The following is a 25,056-nucleotide window of genomic DNA, read 5'->3' on the forward strand; positions in this document are numbered from 1 at the left end:
TTACGGCAATAGAGTTGAATTGAATCACGCTCCGCAGTGACTCACCCCTCGGCGCTTGCCGAAACGTCGAGCGGCAAACCATCGTCGACCAGGCGAAACGCAATCGCTTCGGCGGGTGCCGCATCGGGATCGACCGAGGCCATTTCGATTTCGATGCGCGCGAGCCGCCGATTCGAGATGAGCGCGTCGAGCCAATGCCGGGAGAGCGCCGGCAGCAGATGCTGCTCGATAAAGCCGATCATCAGCCGTGCGCCTGTCTCCTGCACGAGGCAGCGCGCAACGACGTAGTCGGCGACAGCCGGCGCATAAACGAGCTCGACGCCATGATGATCCGCCATGCGCCGAGCGACCCGATCCAGATACAACCGGGCGATCTGCACGAGCGAACCCTGGGCGAGCGGACGGAATGGCACCACCGTCACGCGTCCCAGGAACGCGGCCGGAAACGCCTTCAGCAACACCGGACCGAGCGCCATGCGCAGCGCGTCGGACTCGGGCGCCAGCGCCTCATCCGCGCACAAGCTGGTTAGCAGCTCTGCGCCAACGTTGCTGGTGAGCAGGATCGTGGTATTGCGAAAATCGATATAGCGGCCGTCGCCGTCTTCCATGTAGCCCTTGTCGAATACCTGGAAGAACATCTCCTTTACGTCGCTATGCGATTTCTCGATCTCGTCGAGCAGCACGACCGAATAGGGCCGACGGCGCACCGCCTCGGTCAAGACGCCCCCCTCCCCATAGCCGACGTACCCCGGTGGGGCGCCCTTCAGGCTCGATACCGTGTGCGCTTCCTGATACTCGCTCATGTTGATGGTAATAAGGTTTTGTTCCCCTCCATACAGCGCTTCCGCGAGCGCGAGCGCCGTCTCGGTCTTGCCAACGCCGGACGGCCCGGTCAGTAGGAACACGCCCAGCGGCTTGGCTGGATCGGCCAGGCCCGCGCGAGCAGTCTGTATGCGTTCGGCAATCTGCCGCAACGCGTCCGTCTGCCCCACGACCCGTGCCGAAAGCGTCTCGGAAAGACGCCGCACCGCCGCGATTTCATCAGTGACCATGCGACCGACCGGGATGCCAGTCCAATCGGAGATGATCGCGGCCACCATCGCCTCGCTCACCTCCGGAAACACTAACGGACGCCCGCCCTGCAACTGCCGCAGCTGACGATCCAGCAGGTGCAACCGTTCGAAAGCCGCCGTGTCGACGTGAGCAGCCGCCGGCGCGACAGCGCGCTCGGCGGGCCCGGTGTCCGGATCGGCAGGGAGGCAGGGCTGGCCGGCGCCACCGTCCGGTTCGCCGCCGCGCTCGTCCTCGCCCTCCGTCTCGGCACGCGCCTCAAGCAGGGCTCGCACCGCCTCCACCTGAGCCTGCCATGCCTGCTCGATATCACGCGCTTGTACCTCGAGTTCGGCGATGCGCTGTGCCACCTCGGACCACGACGCGCCGTCGCCGATGCCGACGCGCCGCTCGGCATCGAGCAGCGCGCTTTCGATACGCGCCGCCTCGAGCTGCTGACGCAAATACTGTAATTCGCGCGGCGGTGCGTGCTGCGACAAGGCAACACGCGCGCAAGCCGTGTCGAGCAGGCTGATCGCCTTGTCCGGCAACTGACGCGACGGCAGATAGCGATGCGACAGCATCACGGACGCGCGCACGGCCTCATCGAGCACGACAACGCCATGGTGCCGCGAGAACGTGCCAACCAACCCGCGTACCATGTCGACGGCGGCGCCCGGTTCCGGCTCGGCCACCTGCAGCACCTGGAAGCGACGCGTGAGCGCCGGATCCTTCTCGATATGTCGCTTGTATTCGGCCCAGGTGGTGGCGCCGATCACGCGCAGCGTGCCGCGCGCGAGCGCGGGCTTCAGCAGGTTCGCCGCATCTCCGGTGCCGGCCTGGCCACCCGCACCGATCAAAGTATGAATCTCGTCGATAAACAGGATCACCGGCACGGGCGCCTTTCCCGCCGCCTCAATCACCGATTTCAAGCGCGCCTCGAACTCGCCGCGCATACTCGCGCCGGCCAGCAACGCGCCAACATCGAGGTTCAGCAGCCGCACCTCGGCAAGCTTGGGTGGCACGTCGCCGCGCGCGATCGCGAGCGCCAGCCCCTCGACGACGGCGGTCTTGCCGACGCCAGCATCGCCAGTCAGCAATGGATTGTTTTGCCGGCGTCGCAGCAGCACGTCCACCATCGTGCGAATCTCGATATCCCGGCCCACCACCGGATCGATTTCGCCCTTGAGCGCGCGCGCCGTCAGATCGGCACAGAACTGCTCGAGCGAACTGCCGCGGGCCGGCGCCGCCATCGCATCGGACGCCTCTCCCGGCACCGCCGGCGAGAAATCGCTGTGATCATAGGGCGTGTCGTCGGCCTCGGGCGACCCGGCGATCCAGGCCGGCAGCGCCTCGTGCAGGCCGTCCACCGGGATCCGGCCGAACTCCCTCGAGCAGGACAGCAATACGCGCCGCAATTCGGGCGTCTCAATCAACGCGGCCATAAGCCACGCGCCACGAATTCGGTGCTCGCCAAACACGAGCGTCGCAAGTACCCACGCGCGCTCGATCGCCGCGTCCACGTGATGTGAGAAATCACTCAGCGAGCCGGCACCGGACGGCAGAGCCGCCAACGCATCCTGCAAGTCTCGATCGAGCCGCGCGCGATCGATCTCGCAGTGCCGCACGATGCGCTGCAGATCACCGTCGGCCAGCGCGATCAATTGATGAAGCCAGTGGACCAGCTCGACGTAGGGATTGCCGCGCAGTTTCGAGAAGGTGGTGGCAGATTCGAGGCTCCGGAACAGCGTCGTGCCGAGTTTGCCGAATAGCGCGTGACGTGAAATGACCATGGGAAGGTGCCGAGTAATGAAACGGATGGTTGGCGGAAATCGACGAAATGGCTAGTGACGGCCTGCCCGGTGTGACGGCCCGAGGCACCGCTGTGGCGCTGTAGGGGAGGGCGTGCAGCCAAGAATAGTCGGCCAGCGCTCACCTGTATTTGGGCCATCGCCCATATTCCGGCGCTGAGCGGCACCCTATGATCGGATCCGTCATTCGCTCATCAACGGGCGTGCCGGCCCGCCGCCGTTCGCCTCGCGGCAAGCGTCCCGTTTCCCCTGCCGTGCGGGCGGATCCGATTGGCCGCCACCGATACTCGCCAACCATGACCGATTATCACGCTCGCTGGCACGACGTCCTCATCGAAGCACGCATTCCGAGAATGTTCGCGAGAACCGTCGACTCGATCTCGCGGCCCGCGAAGGCAACTGACCACGATGCGGCTGACACGCCATGCTCCAAGGCCGTTCGGGCATCCGATGTGGCGATCGGGGTGGCCTCGGCGGCCAGCGCGTCTGCGGATCCAAGCCTCGCCGCGGCTGCCGCGAGTTCGATTTCGATCGCGCCCGGCTCGTCAACGGCCGGCGGCGCCACGGCGGCGCCCGACGCACCGGCGGCAGCGCGCTTCGAGATAGCGGCGCACGACGAGCCCGACTCGTTCGAGTACGAGCCGCAGCATTTCGCCGAGTTAGATGGCTTGGCCAGCGACGTCGGCGAACCGGCCGCGCACTCCGCCCAGGCACGCCCCCCGTCATCGCGCGAATCGGCAGCCGGGCCCGGCACGATTCACGAGCCGGGCCCGCTCCCCGCGCCGGAATCGGCTGCTCCTATCTCACCCATCTTTGCCGGCTTCGATCTCGCAGCGGCATCGATTTTTACCGAGAGGAGCGGGTCGGCAGAAACAGACGTCGGCGCCGACGTCGATCTGGCTCCAGTGCGGCACGAGGCTGCGGCCTGCGCGTCCCAGGGCACGGACGCCTTCGACGAACTGATCGCGATCGCCGGGATGACCGTGGACGCCGTCCACCAGGACGACCCGATGCTGTCCAGCCGCTCGATGCTGCCCCTCGTCGACGAAGAGGATCCCGATCCGCTCGCCGCGCTTGCCCGCGAGTATCAGCGCACGCTGCTAGGCGGCGAGCCGCGCTCCGCGCACGGCCTCAAAGCCGCGGCCAGCGCAAGCGTCGAGCATGCCTTACCCGTCCCGACGGCGCGCAATATATTCGATCGCCACGCCGCGCCACCGGGCCACGACGCCTCGGTGTTCGATCTGCTGACGAAGGACAAGAACATCGACGCGCTGCTCGACGAGCTCGACACGTTCGGCGCGAACCATCTGTTCGAGCCCGAACCTCGCCACGAAATCCTCTCGCTGCTCGCGCCACGCGGCGTTCGCGCATCGCTCGCGGCTCAGACCGCCCAGCTAGCGCGCGCCGAACATCACCTAATCAGTCTGGACAGCCATCTGGCCATGTCCGATCCCACCGCACCTTTCGATGACGACAAACACTGACCTTCCCGGTTCGGGTGCTCCGAGCCACGCCCGCCTCGACGCCGATACGTTCGACGCACTGAAATCCCGAACCGAGGATCACGTGCGCCGCTGCCCCGCCGATTCGCGCGAGCGCTGGCTGCTGTTCGAACTGCTGTGCCTCGACGGTGCCTGGGAGCGCGCGCTGCGCCATCTGCAGACCTGGGCGACGCTGCGGCCCGACGGCGAATCGCGCGCGCAGACGTTTCGCCTGCTGGTGCAAAGCGAGGCGTTCCGTGCCGAGGTATTCGCCGGACGCCGCTTGCCTTGCTCGCTCGGTCCAGTACCGGCCTGGCTGGATACGCTGCACCGCGCCAATGCCGCGCTCGCGGACCAGGACCTCGCCACGGCCGACGCGTTGCGCACGGTCGCACTGAACGACGCGCCGGCCCGCGGCGGCGACGGCCAGCCGCTCGGTGCGTTCGCCTGGCTTACCGACAGCGACAGCCGGCTCGGGCCGGTTTGCGAACTGATCGCCACCGGCTGCTACCACTTGCTGCCGTTCGACGACCTCTCCTCGCTCACGCTCGGGCCAGTCACGGCGCCATCGGATCTGATCTGGCGCCAGGCGACAGTGACGCGAAACGATGGCAAGGTGCTGCACGGCTATGTCCCAATGCGTTACCCGGGCTCGGAGCGCGGCCCGACTCCGGTCAAACTCGCGCGACACACCACCTGGACGGAACTCGGCGAAACCAGCGTGATCGCGCTCGGGCAAAAGACCTGGACCACGGACCACGGCGATTTCGGCCTGCTCGGCCTCGATACCTGCCGCTTCGACACGCGGGAGCGCGCATGAGCCTCGGTACCACCCGCCACCGGCAGGCCTGCATGCCGTCGCTGCTCGATCGCCTGCTCGACGACGCGCCCGGGCGGCCCAGCGAGCGCCCGGAAGACTACGCGCCCGACGCAAAGGGCATGCTCGCCATCATCCGGCGAGATCTCGGCCTGCTGCTCAACACCACTAATTTCGAGGACGAGCCCGATGTCATGCGGCATCCGGCGGTAGCGGCCTCGGTCGTCAACTACGGCTTGCCGGCGCTATCAGGCGGCTATCTGCCGCATCGCAACTGGGAAGACGTCGAGCGACGGATCCGCACCGCGATCGTGCGTTTCGAACCGCGCCTGATCCCGGAATCGCTGCGGCTGCGCCCGCTCCACGACACGGATCCGGTCCGCTACAACTGCCTGGCGTTTGAAATCGAGGCGCTCGTGCACTGGTCGCCCTATCCGCTCGAACTGCGCATCCAGAGCGCACTGGATATGGAAAGAAACCAGGTCACCTTCGAACAAGCCACGCACGCGGGGCACTGAGATGGATCCGCGCTTCCTCGACTACTACAGCCGCGAACTCACCTATCTGCACGAGCTGGCGGGCGAGTTCGCCGCGCAGCATCCGAAGATCGCGCGCCGTCTCGGCATGGAGGGCATCGAGGTCGCCGATCCCTACGTCGAGCGGCTGATCGAGGCCTTCTGCTTCATGTCGGCACGCACCCAGTTGAAGCTCGACGCAGAGTTTCCCCGCTTCACGCAGCGCCTGCTCGAAGTCGTCTACCCGAACTACGTCGCACCGACACCGTCGATCGCCGTGGCGCAGTTGCGGCCGAGCCTGCGCGAGGGCGATTTCACGCATGGCCTGACGGTGCCGCGCCACAGCCCGCTGCGCGCAGCGATCCCGGTCGGCGAGCAAACAGCCTGCGAATTCCGCAGCAGCCAGGACATCACGCTGTGGCCGATCGAAATCGCCGAGGCCCGCCTCACGGCCGTGCCGCCCGACATCCCCGACACCGACCGCCATCTGCTGCCGCATCAGCAGTTGCGCGGCGCGCTGCGACTGCGGCTGCGCACCACCGGCGAAGTCAAGTTCAATCAAATGACGCGGTTCGACCGGTTGCCGATCTATATCGGCGGCGACGAGCGGATCGCCTCGCACCTGTTCGAGTTGATTCATGCCGGCAGCGTCGCATCGGTGGTCCGCAAGTTAGGCGCGGCGCGCGGCGAGGGGTATGTGGTAGCGAAAACCCCGGTGGCGTTCGAGGGTCTGCAGACCGATCAGGGCTTGTTGCCATTGCCGTGGAACGCCTTCCACGGCCACAACCTGCTGCAGGAATACTTCGCCTGCCGCCAGCGTTTCTATTTCTTCGCGCTCACGCAGCTCGCGCCCGGACTCGCGCGCGTGGACGACAAGGAGGCCGAGATCGTCCTGCTGCTCGACCGGCTGCCGGAGGAACTCGCCACCCACGTGGACGCCTCGCGGTTCCTGCTGTTCTGCACACCCATCGTCAACCTGTTCCCCAAGCGCACCGATCGAATCGAGATCAACCGTGCGCACACCGATTTCCATCTGATCGCCGATCGCACCCGGCCTCTCGACTATGAGATCTTCTCAGTATCGCGCGTATTCGGCCAAAAGGCCGAGACCTCGCAGGAAGTCGAGTTCAACCCGCTGTACCAAACGCTGCACAGCGACATCGGCAACCATGGGCGCTATTTTTCGGTGTGCCGCGAGCAGCGCACGCTGTCGGCGAATGCGCGCAAATACGGCACCCGCATGCCATACACCGGCACCGAGGTCTACGTGTCACTGGTCGACCAGGCGGAGGCGCCGTACGCCGACGATATCCGTTACCTGTCGGTCGAGGCCTGGGTCACCAATCGCGACCTGCCGTGCCTCATTCCTCGCAACGGCCGCGACGACCTGACGATGTCGGACTCGGTGCCGATCGAAGGCGTGCGCCTCGTGCATCCGCCGAGCGCGCCGCGCGCCCCGTACGCAAGCGGCGAGACGGCGTGGCGACTGATCCGCCAGCTGAGCTTCAACTATATGCCGCTCTCCGACCTCGACCACGGCGACGGCGGGCAGGCGCTGCGCAACATGCTGCGCCTCTTCATCGCGCCGGACGAACGCGAGCAGGCACGTCAGATCGAGGCGCTGGTGGGGGCGCGCACCGAGCCGGTGGTGCGGCGCCTGCCGGGCCAGGATTTGCTGGTCTACGGGCGCGGCGTGCGCTGCGCGCTGACGCTCGACGAGACCGGCTTCTCGGGCGTGAGCCCTTATCTCTTCGGGCTCGTGCTCGAGCATTACCTCGCGCGGCACGTATCGATCAACGTGTTCACCGAGACCGAGCTGCATTCGATGCAACGCGGCCTCGTGACGCGCTGGCGACCGCGCATGGGCGGCCGAGGCGCCGTATGAGCCGCGACCCCGCCGGCGTCGCGGCGCCGAATTGCGGCAACGACATCGAGCCTCCCCGAGCGCGGCTCGATCCGGGCAAACTCAGGGCTTGGTTCGACCCCGATGCGCCGTGGCGGGCCGGCTTCCTCAGCCTGTTGCGCACGATCGCCGCTCGTGAACCCGGGCTGCGCCCGCCCGGCACGGCGAGCCGGCCGTGCGACGAGCCGTTCCGGATCGGCCAGCAGCCAACGCTGACGTTCGCGCCGCGCGAGATAGCCGCGCTCGGCATCCACGACGGCCGCCTCGACATCAGGCTGTTCGGTCTCGGCCTGTGGGGGCCGCAGGGGCCGTTGCCGCTGCATATGACGGAGCTCGCGTACAGTCGCGTCGAAAGCCATCAGGATCACGCCCTGGTGCATCTGCTCGACGTGTTTCACCACCGCGCCTTGTCGCAGTTCTACCGCGCCTGGGCGTCGGCGCAGAGCATCGCCTCGCTCGACCGGCCCGACGAGGAAACCTTCTCGTTCTATGTCGCGAGTCTCGCCGGCACCGATCCGGACGAGGCGCGGCGCTCTTGCCTGGCCACCCATGCGCGCTACAGCGCGGCGGCGCATCTGGTGCGGGAGGCACGCAACCCGGACGGCATCGCCACCACGCTGTCGCATTACTTCGGCGTGCCGATGCAGGTCGAGGAATTCGTCGCGCACTGGATCCGGCTCTCCGATACCGAGCACACGCACATCGGCAAGCCCGGGCATGCCTCGATTATCGGCGAGGGCGCGCTGCTGGGCGAAGCGATTCCGGACCGGCAGCACAAGTTCCGGTTGGTGGTCGGGCCGCTCGATCTCGGCCAATACCTGCGCCTGACGCCGCACGGCGCCGATCTCGCTACCTTCGTCGAATGGGTACGCGCGTTCGTCGGCCACGAGTACGCGTGGGAGGTCAAGCTGCTGATAAAGCCGTGCGAGGTGCCGCCCGCGCGCGCCGACACTTCGCAGCGGCTCGGCTATTCAACATGGCTCGGCGAGCCGACGCACGATCGCCCCGTGGTCGGCATGGTGTTCGAGCCGGAACAGTACACCGACTGAACTCTGGAGCCAATACGCATGACACTCGAGACGCCCTCTCCCGCCACCCGTTACACCGATCTGCTCGAACCGGTTTCCTCCGACGCACCGTGCGGCGCCGACCTCGAATACGACCCGGCGTTCGTGATGCTGCAAGCGGCCGTGGCGCCACGCGTCGAGGCTCAGTATGGCGACTTCGTCGAACTGCCGCCGCCTGCCAACTGGGCCGAGATCGAACGCGAATGCCGCGCCCTGCTGCTGCGCACCAAAGACATCCGGGTCGCGGTGATCCTGCTGCGCTGCCGCGTCCGGCTGGAAGGCGCGACCGGACTGAGCGATGCGCTGGCGTTTCTCCAGAGCCTGTTCGAGCGCTACGGCGAGGCTCTGCACCCGCTGCCGGTGGCAGACGGCGAGCGCGACCCAGTAGCCTATGTCAACGCGATCGCCGCGCTGGCCGACCACGACGGCGTGCTCAGCGACGTGCGCGACATCGCGCTGCCGAGAGCCGCGGGTCTCAAGCTGCATCTGCGCGACGTCGACAAGGCGCTGGCCACGCCTCGCCCCAAGGACGCGCTGGCGCCCGAATCGGTCGTGCGGGCGCTGCGCGAGCTGTGGAACCGGCGCGACGCGGTGCTGGTTTCCCTGGCCGACGCGCAGCAGCGGCTCGACACGCTCACGGCCTGGTGCGCCGAGGCATTCGGCGCCGACGCGCCTGACCTTGGCGCGCTGGCGCGCCTCCTTCAACCGTTCGCGCCGGTGCGGCTGAACGGCGAAGGCTCTGCGGCGCCCGACATGCCGGCGGCCCCGCAGGCCGCCGGCAACGACGCGCGGGCCGATGCGCCGCCTAGCGCAAACGCGGCGGCGACGGCCCAGCCGGGCGCGAACGATGGGGGCACCGTGGGTGCGCTGCCGGACGACGTCGATCGCTGGGCCGCACTCGCGACGCTGCGCGACACGCGCCTATGGTTCGAGCGGAAGGAGCCGAGCAGCCCCGTGATCGTGCTGTTGAGACAGTGCGAGCGGATGGTCGGCAAGCGCTTCTCCGAACTGGTCCATCTGATCCCGGCCGACTTGCTGGCCAAGTGGGATGCGATCGACGACTGAAGTTTAAGGTGACGCGCGAGGCCTGCCAGCGTTCGCGCCCTGCCGCTCGAGGATAAAGAATTTCGATGAAAACATTCGCCAAGCTTTTCGTCCTGGCCAGCCTCGCGCTGTCCTCACCCGTGTTCGCTGCCTGCCGTCAGATGACGGACGCTGAGATCAAGGAGGAGATGGACCGGGGATATCTGTCGTTCAAGAAGATAACTGTCGCCATACAGCCCGAGCAACAGGTGGTATCGATCGATCCGCGGCTCGAGATCGGCGGCGTGATCGCCACCGCCAAATCCACGCTGTTCTCCGTCTACCACAACTTCGCATCTTGCCCAGGCGGCGGCATCATCCGGTTCGACTCGACGCATTCACCTACCGCGCTACCCAACGTCTACGATAGCGGCACGCCCGGTATCGGCTATCGCCTGACCTACATGCGCAGAAGCGGATTCAACTCGTTGTTGCCGTTCAGTTCGAACATACCGGACGGCCCGGCGAGCGGAAACTGGGCACGCTTCGGCATTGGCTCCTACTTCAAGCTGGAGTTGATCCGAACCGGGCAGCTCCAGACCGTCAATCAGGTGGCGAACCTTGGCGAGATCGCCCTCGGCACGGGCAATGGCGATCACGTCCAGATCATCTCCGTCAAAACGGGGCCGATGACCGTCAAGGTGCTGCCGCACTGCTCGGTCGCCGCAGACAAGCTCAACATCGATTTCGGCACGTTTGGGCCTGACGCCGTCTCCTATACCGACGGCCCTACACAACCGATCGACTTCACCGTGCAATGCATCGGCCCGACTCCGCCGGTCTCGATCACCGCGGCGCTGTCCGGCACGCCCGACCCGGAGAATCCCAGCTTGATCAAGAACGAAGGCGCGGCGCATCTCGGGATTCTCGTGCACGACAGGATTACCGGCACGACCCTCAAGCCCAACGATCCCAACAGCACGCTCGTACAGAATCCGGCAAGCGCACTCCAGTCGCCGTTCCAACTCGCGGCCACGGTGCTACGTGTCGGTACCGCGACACCGCCGCCCGGCAAGATCCAGGCGACCGCGACGATCACTCTGACGATCAACTGAGCTTCCTTCCCAATTTCAGGCCGCGCCACGCGCGGATTTACACGCATGCTCGGCACGCCCGCACCCTCACCCGGCACGATCTTCGTACAGATCGCGAGCTATCGCGACCCGCAACTGATCCCGACGCTGCTCGATCTGATCAATCAGGCACGCCACCCCGGCCGCCTGCGCATCGTCGTCTGCTGGCAGCATGCGGCCGACGAAACCCTTGGCCAATTCGGGAGGCACGGTTTCGGCGGCTACCATCGCGAGCGATCCGGCGAGCGCATCGTTCAGCATCTGGCCTATCGGGGGGCGCGCGTCGAATTGATCGACGTGCCGCATCTGATGTCGCAAGGCGCGTGCTGGGCGCGCAACCTGCTGCAACAGCGCTACGACGGCGAGCGCTACACGCTGCAGCTCGATTCGCATCATCGTTTCATCGAGGCCTGGGATACGCTCGCCGTCGAGATGCTCGAGTCGCTGCGCGACGAGAGCGCCAAGCCGGTACTGACCGCCTATCTGCCGAAGTATGATCCGGCGGACCCGTCGATCCAGGACACCGGCGAGCCGCAGATCATGACCTTCTTCCGGTTCAGCGTGGAAGGGGTCGTGATGTTCCGCTCGGTCAGGCTGCCCGACTGGCAGCGTACGCGTCCCGTACGCGCACGCTTCTACAGCGGCCATTTCACGTTCGCCGACGGCCATTTCGCCGCTACCGTGCAGCATGATCCCGATTACTTCTTCCTTGGCGAGGAGATCTCGATCGCTGCGCGCGCATTCACGCACGGCTACGATCTCTATCACCCGCACCGCCTCATTGCGTGGCACGAATACACGCGCCGGCACCGCGTGAAGATATGGGACGACCATACGGACGAGGCCAAGGCGCGCGGCGAGATCAGCGAACATTGGAGCGAGCGCAACGATCGCGCCTACCGCCGCAATCGCGCGCTGCTGGGCGTGGACGGCACCACGGCCGAGCCGGGCCAGTTCGGCCGCTATGGACTCGGCACCGCACGCTCGTTGGCCGACTACGAAGCCTACGCCGGCATCAGCTTTGCCTGGCGCGGCATCCAGCGTGCCACGCTGCATCACGAACTGCCGGTGCCGGACGCGCCACGCCTGTCCGAGGCCGAATGGAAAGCTTCGCTGCTACGTGCCAACGACGTGCGTGTCTGCCTGCATCGCGGCCTGTTCGACGAGTATGCCGCCACGCCGGGCCGGTGCGGAACACTGTCGGCGGCGGTATCGGCGCGCGTCGTGGTCCATGACGCCAACGGTGCCATCCTGCACGAGGATGCGATCGACGCCGAAGATCTCGCAAGATACCGCCATAACGACTGGCTCGACTTCTACGCCAGCTTCGAGTCAGCGCTCGACGAACTGCCAACCCGGTATGTCGTCGAGCTGTTCGACGAGGCGGGTGATTTGCTGAGCCGGGTCGGGAACAAGGTCTCCGATTGAAGCGCAGGCCACGGCGACGCACGGTGTCGGCTGCGGCGTCGGGCCGCCGAGCGGATTGCACCAGGTAAGCGGATTCGGCGCGTAGCGGTAGGGACTGAGGCCGTCAGGTGCGGTGCGGTCGGGGCTCAGGTAGCGGCCGGAACCAGGATCATAGATTCGCCGGCCGTTGTGATGCAGCGAGGTTTCCTCGTCCGCGTACTGCCCCGCGAAGCGCAGCGGCTGCTCAACCGCTTCATGGCCGAGCGCGAGCGGCGGCAGCGGCTCGCCCCATGCGCGCGACTCGGCGCGCCACACCATCGCGCTGCCCGAGTCGCTCAGCGCGAGCGCAGTGCCGATGCCGTCGGTGTGATAGTGATAGAGCTGCGTCGCGGCCGCATCGATCTCGCCGTTCTCGTCGAGCGTCTGGTCGAGCCGGGCGAGCGGCGCGAAGCCGATCGTGCCGTCCAGTTCCGGCAGATACAGATAGGTGCGCAGGCGGTTGCCGCAGCGCTCCTGAACCAGCCGCTCGCCCTGCCACAGATAGCGCGTGACCACGTCGGCGAGCGGCGCATGAGCTCGCCGCCGGACGTCGCGCTCGACGCGCTTCTCGATGCGCCGGCCCAGCGCGTCGTAGCGATAATGCACAGTGCATCCCTGACACCGAGCCATGGTCAGATGCCCCTCGTCGTCCCAGCTCAACGACAGCGGATGACCGCGTCCGCCGCGGCGCACGAGCCGCCCCCATGCGTCATGGTCGTAGCGATAGCCGTGGCCCTCGCGGATGCGGTGATCAGCCCGGACTGGCGTCAGCCGGCGGCCACCCGGCATGTCGCGCAGGTTGCCGGCGCCGTCCCAGGTGAAATATTCAATGCCCGGCTGACCGGACACACGTCTTACCAGACAGCCGCGCCGGTCGTAGTCGTACCAGACCGTCTCCTCGCCGGGGCCGCGAGTCGATACGATCTCGTCCGCCGCGCCGTAATCCGCGTCGCGCCAGAGTTGCCGATCGCGCTCAGTCGGCTCGCTCGGCGCGCCGGGATCGTCGCTCGTGACCGCGCGCCAGCGTTGCGGGCGCCCGAGGGCGTCGTACCCGACGTGCACCAGCAGGCTGCCCAGCATCCGCGCGATCGGCCGGCCCGCCGCGTCGTACCAGAACCGCGCGAGTTCCCGCCCGTCCAGCTCGACGAGCGCGATGGCTCCGCCGGCGTAACGACGGTGGCGCAATTCTTGGCCCGGCGGCAAACGCGTCGCGATCAGCCGGCCGGCCGCATCATAGCTGTGGTGCAACTCGCCTGCGGCCCCCCGCTCGGCGAGCACACGACCGGCGGCGTCGCGCTCGAAACCCACCTCGTCGCCCTCGACGCCGAGCCGCACGCCCGCGTCGGTCGGCACGCGCGCGACTGCCTCGAGGGCGCCGCGCGCGTCGTAGCGGTAAATATGGCGAGCATGGCGCGACTCACGCGCGATCAAGCGCCCGATGGCGTCGTAGGCAAACGTCTCGCACCACCGCTGCGTTCCGGCAGTCCAGGTGATGCCGGCGATCCAGCCGTCTTCCGTATAGTCGAACTCGCGCGACACGCCGTCGGCATCGGTGATCGACAGGCAGTCCCTCGCGCCCCAGGCGAGACGCCGCACGCCACCGTTCGCACTCTCGACGCGCAGCAGCCGGCCATGCGCATCGTAGCGCCGCAGCACGGCGTGCCCCTCCTCGTCGACGGTTCGCACCACCTTGCCGCGCCGGTCGCGATACCAGTGCCGGCTCGTGCCGTTCGCGCTGGTGAACGACACGCGCTGGCTGGCCGCGTTCCAGACATGACGCTCCACACGCCCGTCTGGACGCCGGATGGCCACCGCGCGGCCGAGCAAATCGCGCTCTATGCGCGTAACCGCACCTAGCGCGTCGGTCACGCCGACCAGATTGCCATCGGCATCGTATTCGTATGTGGTCGTCGCGCCGTCGGACCTGATGCAACACGTCGGCTGGCCCCAACGGTTGCATGTAGTCCGAGTTTCGACTCCGAGTGCATCGATCGTGCGCTCGAGCAGGCCGTCGGCATCGTAGACGAAACGCTCAAGCGCGCCGGACGGCGTCTGATAATGCACCGGCTGCAGGCAATCGTTGCGCCCCCACATCCAGGTACGGCCGTCGCTCATCGTCACGGCGATGGGTTCGTTCGTGGAAAACGCGTACTGGGTCGAGCGCACGCCGCCCAGCGGATCGATTTCGCGCACGACGCGCCCCTGCGCGTCGTATTCGAGGCGCACCGTGCGATTGCCGGGCAGATGGAGCGTCCCAGGCGCGTTGACGTCGGCGTAGTCGAACGCGTAGCGCCGTCCGTCGAAATCGACACACGACGTCACATCGCCGCGTTCGTCGTACTGCCAGAACGCGGTATGGCCAAACACGTCGGTCACCTCGACGCGTCGGCGCTGCGCGTCATAGACGAAGCGCTCGCGCGCACCTTCGGAGGTGGCGCGCTCCGTCACTCTCGCGGCAGCACCGGCGCCGCGCCAGCGGTAGCACGTCGTCATGCCGAGCGACGTAGCCACCTCGACGAGCTGCCCGTCCCGATATGCGAAGCGACGCACCTGTTCGCCAGCACGGTTGCGCACCGCGATCAGTTCTCCATGCGACCCGTAGTCGTAGCGGACCAACAAGCCGCCCGAGCCACCATCCACGCACTCGATCGCGCTCAGGCGCGCTCCGTCGTGCGCCTCGTAGTGCATCTGCAACTCGTGACCGCAGGTGCCCCGCATGCGCAGCAGGCGTCCTGCTTCGTCCCAGATACAGCCGATGCGCTGCCGATGCAAATCCTCGACATATTTGAGGCGTGCCACGCCATGCGCGTCGAACCCGCCGAACACACGATAGCGCGGCGACCAGTCGGCCACGACCAGACGGCCATCGGGAAGGTGCGCGATCTGCAGTTGCGCGGAAGCGGCGACCACCATCGAGCCGCACGCCGGAAACGGTAGTTGCAAGATGGCGCCAGCCTCGTCAAGGTAGGTCAATTGATCGCCATCCCGGCGCAGCGTGACCTCCCAGGCGGTGTGCCAGCCGACGCCGAGCAGCCCGACCGCCTCGCGCGCGCTCGAGTAATGACGCGCCCACACCAGCGGCAGCCGCCCGCGCAGCGCGAAATCGGTCTCGTCCCGGGGCAGGCATACCAAGCTTCCCGAGACGACGTCCACCGAGCCGAACAGGATGCCCGAGAGCGCACGACGGATACCGTACCGCTCGACTATTCCGGCGAGACGCCGGCAGCGGTCCACCGTCGGCCCCTGCCTCGTCAGCGGCAACACCACGCCGGCCAGCCCGACGAGTTCCGCCCCCATGGCACCAATCGCGCCAACTATAGGCATCGTTCCGCTCCGACCTGCCTGATCGGCCTGCGTCACCACCACGTCACCCCTCTCTCGTCAGGAGCCGATTCGAACGTCCGACGAACCGGTAACGACCGGCGCGCCACAGGACGTCAGGCCGGTGACAAATACGGCCGCCGCGTTGTTGATGAAGACCGTTTCTGAACTCTTGCACAGCGCCTGTGCCCCGGGATGCAGCATACACACCGCAGCCTTTCCGACGCACGCGGCGGCGTTCTTGTTGATGTTCACGTTCGACGAACCACTGATGATCACGCCGCCGTGCCCTATTGCGTCACCTACCCGCGCTGCTGAATACATTTTCCCTTCTCCTTTTCGAAAGCTGGAAATGCCGTGCGGCTTACGCACGGCGGGTTACGACATGCCTTGTCGCCGCGATCAGGTGTCGTGACCGCTGGGCTGCGGCGTTTCCGTCGGTAACGGCGTCGGCGGCGGTGTCGGTGTCGGCGTCGGCGTCGGCGTCGGCGTCGGCGTCGGCGTCGGTGTCGGTGTCGGTGTCGGTGTCGGTGTCGGTGTCGGTGTCGGTGTCGGTGTCGGTGTCGGTGTCGGTGTCGGTGTCGGTGTCGGTGTCGGTGTCGGTGTCGGTGTCGGTGTCGGTGTCGGTGTCGGTGTCGGTGTCGGTGTCGGTGTCGGTGTCGGTGTCGGTGTCGGTGTCGGTGTCGGTGTCGGTGTCGGTGTCGGTGTCGGTGTCGGTGTCGGTGTCGGTGTCGGTGTCGGTGTCGGTGTCGGTGTCGGTGTCGGTGTCGGTGTCGGTGTCGGTGTCGGTGTCGGTGTCGGTGTCGGTGTCGGTGTCGGTGTCGGTGTCGGTGTCGGTGTCGGTGTCGGTGTCGGTGTCGGTGTCGGTGTCGGTGTCGGTTCAGGTGCCGGCGTCGGTTCAGGGGCCGGCGTCGGCTCAGGTGCCGGCGTCGGCTCAGGTGTCGGCGTCGGTTCAGGGGCCGGCGTCGGTTCAGGGGCCGGCGTCGGTTCAGGGGCCGGCGTCGGTTCAGGGGCCGGCCCCGGCAACGGTAACGGCAGCGGCAGCGGCAACAGCAATGGCAACGGCAAGGCCGCAAGAACGAGCGGAGTCGGTGCTGCCAGACCGATCCCAACATCAGGATCACCCGGGTTGAGATCGAGCGGCGAACCCTGCAAGACGACGCGATCGTCGCCCTGAATTTGGACTGTCCTGCCGATCAGCTTGATCGTGCCGTCCGCGCACAGCGTCAGCGACGACTTGCCGGACGAAATCGATATCTCGCCACCCGCGGTCAACGCGTACATGCCACCGACGGTATGCAAGGACGCGCCTCCCACCGTGACGGATCGCGCCTCGCCCACGGTCAGCGTCGAGGCACCGGCCACCGCCGTGGTCTGCGCCCCACCCACCAACAAGCTGTGCGCAAGACCCACGGCGTAGGACGCCATGCCCAGCACGTTGCAATTGACTTCCCCGCCCACCTCGACGTTGAACGCGGCACCGACGGCGACCGAGAAATCGACACCCACAACGTGCGACTCGTTCAGCTTGGTCAGCCAGTTCATTTCGCGCTCAGCCTGGATCAGGACCTCTTCGGCTCCCGCCTTGTCCTCGAATCGAATGGCGTTGAAATTCTGCTTGCCGCCATTGATCGAACGGCTCATCACGCCGCTCTGCGTCGCGTTGCCCGGCAGATCCCATGGCGGCGGCGTCAGCGTGTTGTAGAGACTGCCGAGGATCAGGGGGCGATCGGGGTCGCCATTCCAGAAATCGACGATCACTTCCTGACCGATGCGCGGAATATAAATGCTGCCGAAATTGGAGCCCGCCCAGGCCTGGCTCACCCGTACCCAGCACGAATCGGTCTCGGCGTTGCGGCCATAGCGGTCCCATGCAAAATGCACCTTCACGCGACCAAACTCGTCGGTCCACAGCGTTTCGCCTTCCGGACCCACCACGATGGCCGACTGCGGCCCCCTCACGAATGGCTTGCGCGTGACCATCGGCAGCCGGAACACCTCGCTGGTCGGCTGTACCTTAAAGCGATTGGAAAACCTGTACTGATAGCCGCTGCCCGATTCGTCCGGGTTGCCGATCACCTTGAGCTCGGCGCCTATCACCAGATATTCGCGGTTGGCATCCGTGCGATCGAAATTGATCAACTCGAAGGTCTGCCCGCACGCGAGCCCGCGCAGGTTGCCCTTGCCGCTCGCGCGCATGCCTGGCGCACGCAGCATTTCCATGCGCGTGCGCGCCAGCAACTCGCCGTGATGGCTATCGCTGTAGTCGCCGGGCCATTCATAGCGCTCGAACGTATTCCAGTCGGTATCGCGCGCCTGCTGGTTGACCGCATGCAAATCCGCCCGCGGCCGCGTGAAATCGAAGTCGTTCGTCAAATAGCTGCCCGGGCAGATCATCTCGGCCGTCGAGAACGCGCTGATATATTCCGCGTCGGTCTTGCCCTCCTGCGGCTGGAACGCCAGCTTTTGATACGCCGGGTTCGGCGACTTGCGGTGCGCGCCGACGTGGTCGCACAACACCAGCCGCTGCTTGCCGTCGGAGTGCTCGATGAACCAGTAGATGCCCCACTCCTCCATCAGGCGCTGCATGAAGCGGAAGTCGGACTCGCCGTACTGGACCTGGTAGGCTCGCGGCTCATTCCGCTCGCTCTCGCCCATCAGCACATAACGGCTCACGTCGAGCCGCTTCTCGACCGGATACGGATACTCGCCGAGGATCGTGTCGAGGATCTCGATCACCGTCTTGTCCTGGAAGATGCGGTAGTCGGTGGTCAGCGTGGCGAGCCACAGCCACGGCTTCAGGGTCACGCGATAGACGTTGAAACGTCCCTCGCGGCGCACGAACTCCGACTTGATGATCAACCCGGTGATCTCGCGCACGGCGCCCTGTGCCGTGCCCTGCACACCAGCCGGCGCATCGAGTTCGATCGACACGGTCAACTCCTTGCCGAGCATCGCGCGCAAGTCGAGATTCGCGCTCTCGGCCAGCGGTATCACGTAATCGTCCGGAGTACGCAGCAGCACTTTGTAATCGAACAGCTTGCCGAGTTCCTCGCTACCCTCCATCGCCATAAATTCCAGCGCGGCATGCCCCAGCACCTGCGGTATCGCCGCGCTCGTCACGCTGACTGAACGGCGTCGAGGGTTGATCGTCTTCGAATCAGTTGCCATACGCTCCCCAATACTGTTGATCGAACGCCGTCCCGATGCGCGGCTTCGACCCACTTGCGCCTCGGGGCGTCAATGCCCGTTGCTGGCTTGAACCTGTACCGCCGACGCCTGGCCGGCGAGGCTTCTGTCGCCCGCAACCGCCCTATGCATCACCCGGGTTGAGATCAAGCGGCGAACCCTGCACGACGACACGATCGTCGCCCTGAATACGGATTGTTCTGCCGACCAGCTTGATCGTGCCGTCCGCGCATAGCGTCAGCGACGACTTGCCGGACGAAATCGCTATCTCGCCACCCGCGGTCAACGCGTACATGCCACCGACGGTATGCAAGGACGCGCCTCCCACCGTGACGGATCGCGCCCCGCCCACGGTCAGCGTCGAGGCACCGGCCACCGCCGTGGTCTGCGCCCCACCCACCAGCAAGCTGTGCGCAAGACCCACGGTATAGGACGCCATGCCCAGCACGTTGCAATTGATCTCCCCGCCCACCTCGACGTTGTACCCGGCACCGACGGCGACCGAGAAATCGATGCCCACAACGAGCGACTCGTTCAGCTTGGTCAGGCGGTTCATCCCACGCTCAGCCTGGATCAGAAGCTCTTCGGCTCCCGCCTTGTCCTCGAATCGGATGGCGTTGAAATTCTGCTTGCCGCCATTGATCGAACGGCTCATCACGCCGCTCTGCGTCGCGTTGCCCGGCAGATCCCATGGCGGCGGCGTCAGCGTGTTGTAGAGACTGCCGAGGATCAGGGGGCGATCGGGGTCGCCATTCCAGAAATCGACGATCACTTCCTGACCGATGCGCGGAATATAAATGCTGCCGAAATTGGAGCCCGCCCAGGCCTGGCTCACCCGTACCCAGCACGAATCGGTCTCGGCGTTGCGGCCGTAGCGGTCCCATGCAAAATGCACCTTCACGCGACCAAACTCGTCGGTCCACAGCGTTTCGCCTTCCGGACCCACCACGATGGCCGACTGCGGGCCGCTCACGAATGGCTTGGGCGTGGCCATCGGCAGCCGGAACACCTCGCTGGTCGGCTGTACCTCGAAGCGATTGGAAAACGTGTACTGATAGCCGCTGCCCGATTCGTCCGGATTGCCGATCACATTGAGCTCGGTGCCTATCACCAGATATTCGCGGTTGGCATCCGTGCGATCGAAATTGATCAGCTCGAAGGTCTGCCCGCACGCGAGCCCGCGCAGGTTGCCCTCGCCGCTCGCGCGCATGCCTGGCGCACGCAGCATCTCCATGCGCGTGCGCGCCAGCAACTCGCCGTGGCTGCTATCGCTGTAGTCGCCCGGCCATTCATAGCGCTCGAACGTATTCCAGTCGGTATCGCGCGCCTGCTGGTTGACCGCATGCAAGTCCGCCCGCGGCCACGTGAAATCGAAGTCGTTCGTCAAATAGCTGCCCGGGCAGATCATCTCGGCCGTCGAGAACGCGCTGATATATTCCGCGTCGGTCTTGCCCTCCTGCGGCTGGAACGCCAGCTTTTGATACGCCGGGTTCGGCGACTTGCGGTGCGCGCCGATGTGGTCGCACAACACCAGCCGCTGCTTGCCGTCGGAGTGCTCGATGAACCAGTAGATACCCCACTCCTCCATCAGACGCTGCATGAAGCGGAAGTCGGACTCGCCGTACTGGACCTGGTAGGCTCGCGGCTCATTCCGCTCGCTCTCGCCCATCAGCACATAACGGCTCACGTCGAGCCGCTTCTCGACCGGATACGGATACTCGCCGAGGATCGTGTCGAGGATCTCGATCACCGTCTTGTCCTGGAAGATGCGGTAGTCGGTGGTCAGCGTGGCGAGCCATAACCACGGCTTCAGGGTCACGCGATAGACGTTGAAACGTCCCTCGCGGCGCACGAACTCCGACTTGGTGACCAACCCGGTGATCTCGCGCACGGCGCCCTGTGCCGTGCCCTGCGCACCAGCCGGCGCGTCGAGTTGGATCGACACGGTCAGCTCCTTGCCGAGCATCGCACTCAAGCCGAGGTTCGCACTCGCGGCCAGCGGTATCGCGTAATCGTCCGGAGTACGCAGCAGCACTTTGTAATCGAACAGCTTGCCGAGTTCCTCGCTACCCTCCATCGCCATAAATTCCAGCGCGGCATGCCCCAGCACCTGCGGTATCGCCGCGCTCGTCACGCTGACCGTGCGGCTCCGAGCGTCCATGATCTTGGAATCCACTGTCATATCTTCCCCTCATTCCGTTAATCGAACGCCGCCCCGGTGGGCGGCTCCGAGCCGCGTGTGCCCTCTCCAGCGTCATCCGCTTCGCCCGCCGGTGCCGCCGCAGCGGACCGCGGAGCCGAGGTGGCGGCCGCTGTCATCCCGCCGGTCACGCCACCGAAGCCCGGGCAGCGAAACCCCTTCAACAATCCAATCGGCTCCCCTCCGGCCCGGCCGCCAGTGTTCAGTTCGAGCACCGCGTGCCGGCCGTCGAAATCGAAATCCTCGGTGTAGCGCGACGTGTCCGATGTCGGCACCAGACGGCCGCGATCGAACAGGCGGAAGAGCGCCCACGGCCCCTCCGCGCCAAGCGTCGAACTCTGCGCGCTAACCTGCGGCTCTGCCGTGATGCCAGCCATCGAGCCACCGCGCGGTCCCGGCCAGGTGACCGGGAAGGTGGTGACCGGGCCATGCGCGTAACGCAGGCTCTGCCCGTCGATATCGAGACGCAGTTCAGTAATATCGGGATCGAGCGACACCACCCGGATGCCAAGTTTCCAGACCAGCCGGCTCGCGCCCGGACCGAGGAAGAACGCCCTGCGGATCGCGGCGGCGCGCTCGAACGGCTCGAGGCTCGGCCCGCGCATCGGTGGCATCCCGGGAGCGGCCGGCCGATAGCGCCATGGGTGGCTACCCGTATCGACGTGGTCGGCAAGGGTCTCGCGAAAGAACTTGTCGAGCAGGCCCTTCGCGGCGAACACGCGGTTGAAATCGGCGATGCTGACCTCCTGCGCGCTGTCCGCGAACGGATACCGGCCTTCGATCAGGCTGCGACACGGATCGCCCACGTTGGCCTCCAGCCGCGAACCGAGCAGCGCGCCCATCTTGCGATTGACCTCCTGGGTGGAGCGCTCGGCCAAACCAGCCAGTACAGCGCGAAACGGTGCCGGCAACTTTTCGGCCTCGAGCCGCATCGTGGCACCCAGATCGTCGGCGGGTGGCATGGAATCAGTGGCGAGCACGTCACCGGCCAGCACGAGGCGTGTATAGCGCTCGCCGATCAAGCTGACGATGCCGTCGAGCTGCATCGGCCCGCCGCCTCCCGGCGAAGGTAGCGACGGCAGCGACGACAACGAGGCCGATGCCGACCAAGCCCGCACCAACTTGCCGCCATCGGTGTCGGCCTCGCCCGTGACGACGGCACGCAAGGCGGCGAAGCGCTGCTCGACCAGATCGTGCTCCATCCTGCGTCGCGCCAGCCGATTGATCGTCGAGGTGGCGCCGCCGATCGCGAGCACGGCCGAGGCGGCGCGCGAGCGCCGCGACGCGATGGCCGCGGCGCTGCCGGCCAGCGATGGGCCGTCCTGCGTATCGGGCGTCGCGAGCGAGGTCTCGCGAGCGGCCGTGCGTGCCAGTCTGACGAGCGGCGAATCGGGCGCGGAAAGCGTCCGCAGCATCTGCAGGTCGAGCGCCGGTGCAGCGCCGCCGGAAGCGAGCCGCACGCCGTCGAGAAAGCGCTGCCAGTAATTCCCGTAATCGATCAGGTACTGACGGCGGATCTCGTCGGCGAGCGCCCGCTCGCCGGCACGCAGTACACGGCCCGCACGCCCCCATGTCGACGATCGATCGCCCCGCCCCATGAGCCATGCGTCCCGTTCATGCGCCTGCTCGAGAAATTCGGGCAGGCGCCGCGTAAAAACCTCGTGATAGCCCTCGTAGGTATAGAGCCCCGGCACTCCCTGCGCGAGGGCCGGGTCGCCGGCCATCGCGAACACCGACAGCGCCTGCGGGCCGCCCGCGCGGGCCAGCGTGATGTTCTCGGGTGCATCGGGCTCCATCGCCTTCATTGCGCGCTCGTAGAGCCGCCCCGAGGCCGAATTGCGGCCTAGCAGCTCGCGCGCACGCTTGATCAGCGCGCCGTCCATCGGCGTGGCGGGCGTCACGGGCACACCGTCGCGAAACAGCGCGTCGAGATGGCCCGCCACCACATCGCGATCGCCCAGCATCGCGACGCTGCCCGCCTGCTCCCAGTCTCGCATCACCCAGGCCTTGACCTCCTTCGCATCGTAGTGCGAAGGATCGTAGAGCATGAGATAGACCGGCAGGGTTTTGTAGACCTCGTCGGCGTTCTGCGCGCGCACCTCGCCGTCGAGCACCGTCGCAATACGGGCAACGACGGGCGGCAGCAGCATCTGGTCGAGCAGCGCCGCATAGGTTCGGCTCGAAGCATCGACCACGCCGGGGGCCGCGTACAGCCCGTAGCGCCACGCGATGCCGGGGCGATCAAGGTCGAGCTCACCGAACCGAGGCAAATCGAGCGACGCCGACAGCAGTGCGCCCGTGTCACCCGGCTTCGGCGTCCGGCGCTGTGCCTGCACGCGCGCGGCGAGCGCATTCGTCTGGTGGTCGATCGCAGCGAGATAGTCGCGATTGCGCTGGAAACTGCCGGCCATCCCATACACGAGCCAAGCCGCTACCGCGATTGACAGCAGATGGCCGACCACCCGCAACGCGCGAAAGCGGATTTCCCAGCGCAGATTCGGGCGCACCAGATGCCCTTCGGCAACGATCACGCGTTGGAACAGGTTGCGCAAGAAATAGCCGCGATACTCGACGGGCGCGGCGCCGTCCGGCGCCGGTGCGGAGACCGCTGCGGCATCCGCGCCGAAGCGGGCCGCCAGCCCTCGCCGCAGACGTTGCAGCAGCGTGTCGCGATCGGCAGGCACCACGTCGTGAGTCTGCGCCGCACTACTGAAATATACGCCGCGCAGCACGCCGTTCAGCTCGGTATCGTCGTATTTCGAATCGACGAACACGGACGCGACGAATTCGACCAGTATCGCGCATAGGCTGCGAAATTCCGCCGGCAACGCATAAAGCCTTCGACGCCGATCGAGCTCGTATTCCTCCTGCAGCCGCGCGTTGAGGCCGTCTTCGAAACCTTGTTCCAGTTCACGCAGCTCCTCGATACAGGCCAGACGCAACGCGTCGCGCCGCTCCTCGGGCGCGTCGCGATGATAGGGCAGCGTAAACCCGAGAATCTGCGCGCGACTCTCCGCCGTCAACGACTGGAAATACTCGAGAAAGCCCGGCAGCAGGTCGAGCTTCGTGACCACCAGATAGGCAGGGTAGCGAATCCGCAGATCGTGCTTCAGCTCGCCGAGCCGCGCGCGCATCGCCGCGGCGAGCAGCTTGAGCTCGGACGGCGAGCACGTCAGCAGTTCCTCGACCGAGACCACCAGCAGCACGCCATTGACCGGCGCGCGGGGCCGGCGCTTGCGCAGCAGAGCGAGGAAGCCGCGCCATTCGGCGGCATTCGCCGATCCCACCGCGCCGGCGGCGTGGTCGGGCTCATCGGCTCGTGCCGGCATGTCATGCATCAGGTAACGGCCCGCCGTGTCGATCAGGATCGCGTCGTTGCCAAACCACCAATCGCAATTCACCGTTTCGGCGTGGTGGCCGAGCGAGGCCGCCACCATCTGATCGGCATCGGGAAACTCGAGGCCGGAATTCAGGATCATCGTGGTCTTGCCCGCGCCCGGCGAACCCATCACCAGATACCATGGCAACGCGTACAGATAGCGCTGGCTTTCGAGCAGCCGGCGCAGGCCGAACGCCCCACCGCGCAGTTGCTTGACCTTGTCGATGGCCTTCGTCACCACCGAGTTGACAGCGCGGATTTGCTCGCGCGCCGGCGCGTCGTCACTAGCCTGGGTGGAGAACGGGTTCAGGATGCGCTGCAGCAGCGCGTCGTTGCTGCGCATTGCCTTCCAGAGCCGGTACAGGCCGTAGGCCGCGTAACAGGCCACCAGCACCGCGATCAGCAGCACGCGCACGCCCGTCGACGCCAGCGGCCGCACGGAGCCGAACATGAACAGCGGCCCGAGATACCAGATCGCGAGGCAAAGCAGCGCGGCCCCGATCACGCCGAGCGACCAACCGAGCAAACAGAACAGCAACATCGCTAGCAGCGTGACGATCGACAGCGCGCGCGCCAGCACCGTCGCGAGAGGACGATAGTCGCCGAACGCGATAAGCGGGCCGATGAACCAGATGGCCGCGGCGACCGCCACGATCGCCACGAACACGAGCGTTTGACGCGAGATGAGGAATTTGAAGAAGCGGTTCAGATGGGACATTCG

At 66.4% G+C, this 25,056-nt stretch carries 13 protein-coding genes and 1 pseudogene; 8 read left to right on the forward strand and 6 right to left on the reverse strand.

All coding sequences use genetic code 11. From position 1 onward, the window contains the following. Window positions 1–41 precede the first annotated feature (41 nt). Entirely contained in the window at window positions 42–2,843 is a 2,802-nt protein-coding gene (tssH, locus tag KS03_RS02200) for a type VI secretion system ATPase TssH (RefSeq protein WP_012733046.1), read from the reverse strand. Window positions 2,844–3,157: 314 nt separating this feature from the next. Between tssH and KS03_RS28905 the strand changes: the two genes are divergently transcribed. The 8 genes from KS03_RS28905 (at window position 3,158) to KS03_RS02240 (ending at window position 12,228) form a co-directional block, all read left to right on the forward strand. Further along, window positions 3,158–4,345: a TagK domain-containing protein gene (locus tag KS03_RS28905; protein ID WP_012733045.1), complete on the forward strand. Its 1,188-nt coding sequence runs from the start codon at window positions 3,158–3,160 to the stop codon at window positions 4,343–4,345. Continuing rightward, entirely contained in the window at window positions 4,329–5,162 is an 834-nt protein-coding gene (locus tag KS03_RS02210) for a type VI secretion system accessory protein TagJ (protein WP_012733044.1), read from the forward strand. The genes KS03_RS28905 and KS03_RS02210 overlap by 17 nt, the downstream gene beginning before the upstream one ends. Then, window positions 5,159–5,677: a type VI secretion system baseplate subunit TssE gene (gene tssE, locus KS03_RS02215; RefSeq protein ID WP_012733043.1), complete on the forward strand. Its 519-nt coding sequence runs from the start codon at window positions 5,159–5,161 to the stop codon at window positions 5,675–5,677. Before KS03_RS02210 ends, tssE begins: the two co-directional genes overlap by 4 nt. Before the next feature lies 1 nt (window position 5,678). Next, a complete protein-coding gene (gene tssF, locus KS03_RS02220) occupies window positions 5,679–7,559 on the forward strand; it encodes a type VI secretion system baseplate subunit TssF (RefSeq protein ID WP_012733042.1) in 1,881 nt (626 codons plus the stop codon). Beyond that, the gene (tssG, locus tag KS03_RS02225) at window positions 7,556–8,626 is read left to right on the forward strand and encodes a type VI secretion system baseplate subunit TssG (RefSeq protein WP_012733041.1); all 1,071 of its coding nucleotides are present in this window, start codon (window positions 7,556–7,558) and stop codon (window positions 8,624–8,626) included. Before tssF ends, tssG begins: the two co-directional genes overlap by 4 nt. Window positions 8,627–8,644: 18 nt before the next feature. Continuing rightward, the gene (locus KS03_RS02230) at window positions 8,645–9,709 is read left to right on the forward strand and encodes a type VI secretion system protein TssA (RefSeq protein ID WP_012733040.1); all 1,065 of its coding nucleotides are present in this window, start codon (window positions 8,645–8,647) and stop codon (window positions 9,707–9,709) included. Between the two features lie 65 nt (window positions 9,710–9,774). Further along, window positions 9,775–10,782, forward strand: a complete 1,008-nt coding sequence (locus KS03_RS02235) for a fimbrial protein (RefSeq protein WP_012733039.1) — start codon at window positions 9,775–9,777, stop codon at window positions 10,780–10,782. A 45-nt stretch (window positions 10,783–10,827) separates the two neighbouring features. After that, window positions 10,828–12,228, forward strand: a complete 1,401-nt coding sequence (locus tag KS03_RS02240; RefSeq protein WP_012733038.1) for a GlcNAc-transferase family protein — start codon at window positions 10,828–10,830, stop codon at window positions 12,226–12,228. On the opposite strand, the gene KS03_RS02245 is transcribed toward KS03_RS02240, so the two are convergent. The 5 genes and pseudogenes from KS03_RS02245 to tssM all read right to left on the reverse strand — a co-directional run bounded on the left by KS03_RS02245 (window position 12,133) and on the right by tssM (window position 25,053). Continuing rightward, window positions 12,133–15,543: an RHS repeat-associated core domain-containing protein gene (locus KS03_RS02245; protein WP_035978578.1), complete on the reverse strand. Its 3,411-nt coding sequence runs from the start codon at window positions 15,541–15,543 to the stop codon at window positions 12,133–12,135. The two genes, KS03_RS02240 and KS03_RS02245, sit on opposite strands and share 96 nt — an antisense overlap. Before the next feature lie 84 nt (window positions 15,544–15,627). Further along, window positions 15,628–15,891, reverse strand: a complete 264-nt coding sequence (locus tag KS03_RS29390) for a PAAR domain-containing protein (protein WP_012733036.1) — start codon at window positions 15,889–15,891, stop codon at window positions 15,628–15,630. A 78-nt stretch (window positions 15,892–15,969) separates the two neighbouring features. Next, window positions 15,970–18,738, reverse strand: a complete 2,769-nt coding sequence (locus tag KS03_RS29395) for a type VI secretion system Vgr family protein (protein WP_080942739.1) — start codon at window positions 18,736–18,738, stop codon at window positions 15,970–15,972. Between the two features lie 145 nt (window positions 18,739–18,883). Further along, a pseudogene (locus KS03_RS02260) lies at window positions 18,884–20,938 on the reverse strand (type VI secretion system Vgr family protein); the annotation flags it as partial. Window positions 20,939–20,955: 17 nt separating this feature from the next. Next, window positions 20,956–25,053 (reverse strand): type VI secretion system membrane subunit TssM, encoded by a 4,098-nt coding sequence (gene tssM, locus KS03_RS02265; RefSeq protein WP_035979585.1) that lies wholly within the window; start codon window positions 25,051–25,053, stop codon window positions 20,956–20,958. Between the last annotated feature and the right edge of the window lie 3 nt (window positions 25,054–25,056).

Source organism: Burkholderia glumae LMG 2196 = ATCC 33617, assembly GCF_000960995.1.
Taxonomy (GTDB): domain Bacteria; phylum Pseudomonadota; class Gammaproteobacteria; order Burkholderiales; family Burkholderiaceae; genus Burkholderia; species Burkholderia glumae.